The sequence below is a fragment of the Crocosphaera sp. Alani8 genome (assembly GCF_038442745.1).
Lineage (GTDB): Bacteria > Cyanobacteriota > Cyanobacteriia > Cyanobacteriales > Microcystaceae > Crocosphaera.
Genome location: NZ_JARVCN010000301.1, coordinates 1 through 3,894, shown reverse-complemented (window position 1 = coordinate 3,894; position 3,894 = coordinate 1). Strand labels below are relative to the sequence as shown.

Annotated in this window: 4 protein-coding genes; 1 reads left to right on the top strand and 3 read right to left on the bottom strand. The window is 40.2% G+C overall.

Going from position 1 to position 3,894, the window contains the following annotated elements; all coding sequences use genetic code 11:
- Nucleotides 1-45: 45 nt before the first annotated feature.
- Nucleotides 46-990 (bottom strand): LysR family transcriptional regulator, encoded by a 945-nt coding sequence (locus P9B04_RS16315; RefSeq protein ID WP_342056044.1) that lies wholly within the window; start codon nucleotides 988-990, stop codon nucleotides 46-48.
- 109 nt (nucleotides 991-1,099) lie between these two features.
- Here P9B04_RS16315 and crcB point away from each other — a divergent pair, with 109 nt between their 5' ends.
- Complete coding sequence (crcB, locus tag P9B04_RS16310; RefSeq protein WP_342056043.1) at nucleotides 1,100-1,477, top strand: fluoride efflux transporter CrcB; 378 nt, start codon at nucleotides 1,100-1,102, stop codon at nucleotides 1,475-1,477.
- 58 nt (nucleotides 1,478-1,535) lie between these two features.
- Here crcB and P9B04_RS16305 read toward each other — a convergent pair whose 3' ends face one another.
- The gene (locus tag P9B04_RS16305; RefSeq protein WP_342056042.1) at nucleotides 1,536-2,687 is read right to left on the bottom strand and encodes a SpoIID/LytB domain-containing protein; all 1,152 of its coding nucleotides are present in this window, start codon (nucleotides 2,685-2,687) and stop codon (nucleotides 1,536-1,538) included.
- A 67-nt stretch (nucleotides 2,688-2,754) separates the two neighbouring features.
- Entirely contained in the window at nucleotides 2,755-3,672 is a 918-nt protein-coding gene (locus P9B04_RS16300; protein WP_342056041.1) for an alpha/beta fold hydrolase, read from the bottom strand.
- Nucleotides 3,673-3,894 lie beyond the last annotated feature (222 nt).

The following is a 3,894-nucleotide window of genomic DNA, read 5'->3' as shown; positions in this document are numbered from 1 at the left end:
TTCGATGTGTCCGCCTTAGCTATAGTGAGGGACTTCTCCCGACATTTAGTTAACGGTGGGATCGTTAAAATTTTCAGCCTGTTGACGAACCAGATGGCAAAAATGAGCAATGGGAGGAATATTTATGCGATCGCTGGTGGACACTAAAACCACTTGACGGGTTAATTGTTGAGGAGATTTTGGGTTAGACTCATCTACCATAGGAACTAAAGGACGCACCGCCAAACTGCTGTCTTTTTTAGTTTCTACTAAAGCGGTTTCTGGTAACAGGGCGACCATTTCTCCTTGTCTGACTACTCCGCGAAAAGCGTCTAGGGTATTCAATTCCATCACTGCGTTGATGGTTAAATTATAAGTTGAACACCATTCCTGTAGTAATCTCTGCATCCCATAACCGTCTTTAAATACCACTTGAGGATACTTAAGCAATTCTGTGTGGGGAACCTCTTTGTAGTTAGTTAAGGGATGATCACAAGCCATCAAAATATCAATTTTTTCTTCATATAATAAATCAACAGTCATCTCAGGACTGGTGGTCAAAAAACGATTATTCATAACGATCGCAATATCTACTAAACCGTCCCTCAAAACCTTTAATGTGCGATCGCTTCCTAAAGCTGTTACTCGTAGTTGAACTTGAGGGTAATCTAAACAAAATTTTTGTAATACTGGTGGTAAAAAATGAGAGCAAACCGAGTGAATGGCTGCAACACATAATTCCGGCTGTTTTCCTGCTTGTAAGTCCTTAATTTCTTGTCCAACAGTTATCCATTCTAGACATATTTTTCTTGCCCTTGGCAACAACTTTTCCCCTGCTACTGTCAGTGTAGCTTGGCTGGAACGGTGAAACAATAAAGCCCCTAAGTTAGCTTCTAGAGCTTGTATTTGCCGACTAATGGTGGACTGTGTAATCCCACACTTATTGGCAGCTTGTCCAAAGTTTCCCGTTTCTGCGATCGCTAAGAATGCTTGTAGTTGCTCAATTCGCATCGATAATTATATATACCTCCAAGCATAAACTTATCTTATTTCTGACTCATATTTCGTAGAAATTGATACTAAAATCATTAACAGTTAATAATTTTTTTCTATCTTTACTATGGATTTTTTATCATGGTTGATTGTATTTTTAGGTGGTGGTGTGGGTAGTTGTTGCCGTTACGCTATTAGTAAAATAATTAACGAGCAAATCGAAACCGTATTTCCTTGGGGAACGTTAACAGTTAATTTACTGGGTTGCTTAGTTATTGGTATTTTAATCAGCCTGATTGAGAGATTTCCCACCCATCCCTACTGGACACTTTTTTTAGTAACAGGGTTTTGTGGAGGATTTACCACATTTTCTTCTTTTTCTTTGGAGAATAATTTATTATTAAGAAATCAAGAATATGGCTTATTATTAATTTATACAACAATGAGTTTGCTATGGGGATTTGCAGGAACTTTTTTGGGTTTAATGTTATTTAGAAGACTTTAAATCAGTTTAGATGCTTAACAACTTAAGTTCTAACTCCTAACACCGAACTCAGCTTGCTTCACTGTCTCAAGTTAGTTAATCGGGCATTTTTGTAGTAATGATTCAAAATCTGATAGTAAGGAATACCCTGTTGCGCTAAATAATGGCTTCCCCATTGACTTAAACCAATACCATGACCATAACCTCTCCCCTGAATGCTAAAAGTTCCATTGTTATTAGAAATAGTAAATAGGGTACTTTTAAGCTTCAATGCCTTGCGTAGCTGATCGTCTGTAATACGGCGAGAACCACGACTACCAACAATTTTCATGGTGATAATGCGTCCGTGGGGAGTAGTTTTTTCGGGAATAAGCGATCGCACCGCTCCCACACCGCCAATGAGACGGCCCATTTCCCAGGCACTAAAGCTTCTATTCCATTGAAACACAGGGGCTAGTTGATCGTAATCCACCACACCCCGTAAATAGGGCAGAGGGGAAGTCCAAACATCCTCGACGTTTTCTGTATGTCCTCCAGAAGAGGAATGAAACGCCGATAAAATGACTTTCCCGTTGTAGGTCAAAACTTCCCCTAAAGTAGCTTTAACTGCGTCGTGGGTGGTAACAAATTCTGTTTCTAACCCTTTGTAGACCTGGGTGTTGGTGGTGGTATCTAAATCGTAGTAGCGGTTACTTGCCTTAGATGCTTTGTAGAGAGCATAGGTACGAGCTACAACTGCTTGAGATTTTAGGGCTTCTTGGGGCCAGGTGGGATAAGCTTCAGCTCCTACTACACTGTATAAATATTCTTCTACATCTACCAAATTGAGTGCAGTTACCCCTCTTCCTTGACGAATCACTCGGACTTTTCCACGATACCAGCGATCGCCGATCCAAACCACTCCATCTTCTTTTGGTTCGATGATTAAATAGCTAGAATTCCATTGATTGAGATTTACACCGCTGCCTCTCGGTTTAACGGTAAAGCCATCGAGAGCAGCTAGATTACCGATTTGTCGCCCACCAGCATCCCTCACAATGGCGGGGGTCGAACTGCCCACTTGCACCGCACTAACCCCTTTCTTGATTGCAATGCGTAGTTCTCTGGTTGCTTGCGCTGGCCAACAGAAAACAAGCCAAATTAACCCTATTAATCCACCGTACTTGACCAAGGTTAACCAGAATGTCTGGGCTATGTTTCCTTGAGTGTTGACCTGATTCTGCACTGTCATCACTGTTTTCCTCACACACTGTTACTCCATGAGCAGACTCCATCGTATCATAAGCTTCTCCGAAATATTACTGAGCTGAGTTGGATGTTAGGAGTTCGGAGGTGAGAAATTTACGAATTAAACCAATAGTTACCTCAGGAAGTTCTAATTGAGGGGTTAAACCAACTTCTTCTATTACTTGAAAAGCTCGAATCGCTGTAGGATTCATTTGTGCTAACCGTTGTCCAATATCAGGACCTGTAAACTGAGATTTTTTCCCCCAAATAATAGCAGTAGGAACGGTTAATTGTTCTATATACTCTGAAAGATCAAAGCATAAATCTCCTCGTACAAAAGATAGCGCACTGTATTCTGCGTTGGGTTGGGTTGCTGATTCGAGATAAGCTGAAACAATTTCGGGATAAACTCTTTTTGGATTAGCAAATTGACGCTGTTCTAAGAAATTACGAATTCCTAGTTCATTGGCCACACCAAAATCATAGAAGAAGCGGTCTATAATTGGGGTACTGACTAATTGAGCAAAAAAGCTCCGAGTATAATTTTCCCCGAAATCTGATAATCCTGCTGGTGTGGTCAAAATCAAGGATTTACATAAATCGGGACGAGAAATAGCGACTCTAATGGTTAAAGCTGCCGTTAGAGATGAGGCGATTACTGTTACTGGTGACTCACAAGTTTTTTCGAGAAATTCCGTAATTGTCGTTAAATAATCCTCAATGCGATAGTTTCTTTCTAAATGGGTTGAAAGTCCCCAACCGATTAAGTCTGGTGCTAAAATCCGGTATTCGCTGGCAAATGCAGGATACACTTTAGACCATTCGTAAGCACTTGAACCACCCCCGAAACCGTGTAAAAAAACCAATGTTGGTCGGGATTTCTCTTCTGTTTGATTATCGAACCAAGGAGCATCGTCTGCGGTGTAGTAGACTATTTTTCCTAAACTGGTTACAGTTGAATGCTGGCTAAAACCAGGGATGTTTAACATAGGTTTAAAGGTGCATTATTGTTTAACGTTCAAGTCAATTTCTGACCAACTTATTTAACTTTAACACTCAAACACAGGGAATAATTATTTATTACCTATCCTTGATATATACCAATCAGAAATGATTCGTCAAATATCTTTTTTTGCCAGTGACCAGTTATCAGTTATCATACCAAATCCGCTCTTGTTATACCCTTTATAAGCTAGAATAGGCAGATGTCT